We start from the raw sequence: 698 nt of genomic DNA, 5'->3' as shown, positions 1-698 counted from the left end.
TGTCCCATCATCTTGGCTATGCTGCCGATGGGAATGTCCTCGTTGAGCATCAAGACTCCGAATGTATGGCGGCTGGCGTGGAATCCCAACTTATTACTTATGCCAAGCACCATTCCAAGGGTATGCACATCAAGATAGATGTCTTTCTTCTCACCCAGTGGAAAAACAGGCTTGCTGTCGTCCGTGGTATTGTAGAGCGAAAGAATCTTCTCGGCTATCGGATGGAGTGGCACGAAGAACTCCACGCCTGTCTTCTCTCTTTCCTTGCGGATGAACTTCCTACCCTCGGAGTTCTCACTGATATGGTGAGGGTACAGTTTCTTTACATCTATATAGGATAAGGAGGTGAGCGAGGCAAAAATGAAACATCTGCGTGCAAGCTCCGTTCGCTCGTCAGCCATCGGGGTAGAGAGCATCTTGATGAAGTCTGCCTTGCTGATATGGGTCATCTTCGGGGCTGCCTTCTTCTCATACCCTATCTTGGCTATGGGATTGAAGCGGATAATGCTCCTGTCCACTGCCTTGTACATCAACATGTTCAGCCAGAGAAGGCAATGGTTCACGTAGCTGTCGATGCGTCCCTGGTCTCGTTTCAGGAATAGCTTGTATTCCTCCCCGAAATTCTCGTCTATGTCCTCAAAGGCGATGTCGTCCTTATCCAACGAATGGACAAAGGCTCTCAGGTTCTTCTGCCATGT

At 49.3% G+C, this 698-nt stretch carries 1 protein-coding gene; it reads right to left on the bottom strand.

Annotated features, from left to right (window positions below):
* Positions 1-698: site-specific integrase (locus NNC77_RS16560; RefSeq protein WP_254986912.1), on the bottom strand; the 698-nt coding region annotated here is incomplete at both ends.

The organism is Segatella copri (assembly GCF_024330485.1).
In the GTDB taxonomy this organism is placed as follows: Bacteria; Bacteroidota; Bacteroidia; order Bacteroidales; family Bacteroidaceae; genus Prevotella; species Prevotella copri_L.
This window is presented reverse-complemented; position numbering and strand designations above follow the sequence as displayed.